At 69.6% G+C, this 332-nt stretch carries 1 protein-coding gene; it reads left to right on the plus strand.

All coding sequences use genetic code 11. The features are described 5' to 3' along the window. On the plus strand, nt 1–332 hold a 332-nt coding region (locus KJQ96_RS38945), incomplete at both ends, for an AMP-binding protein (protein WP_213291215.1).

A 332-nucleotide genomic window follows, 5' to 3' on the forward strand; every position in this document is an offset into this window, starting at 1 on the left:
AGGCCGGATCAGCCGGTTGCGATCTGTCTTGAGCGCAGTCTGGCGATGGTGGTGGGGGTTTTGGCGATCCTCAAGGCGGGTGGCGCGTATCTGCCGCTGGACCCGGCCTATCCGTCCGCGCGGCTGCGGCAGGTTCTCGAGGATGCGGCACCGGGTCTGGTGCTTGCCGATGCGGCGGGCCGTACCGCGCTGGGCGCCGATGCCCTGGTGGACGTGACGGTGGTTGACCTTGAGACGGCCACGCCAGCCTGGGCCGAGCTGCCGGCCTCGGATCCGGACCCGCGCGCGCTGGGCCTGACCTCACGCCATCTCGCCTATGTGATCTACACCTC

Source organism: Bradyrhizobium sp. sGM-13, from assembly GCF_018398875.1.
Lineage (GTDB): Bacteria > Pseudomonadota > Alphaproteobacteria > Rhizobiales > Xanthobacteraceae > Bradyrhizobium.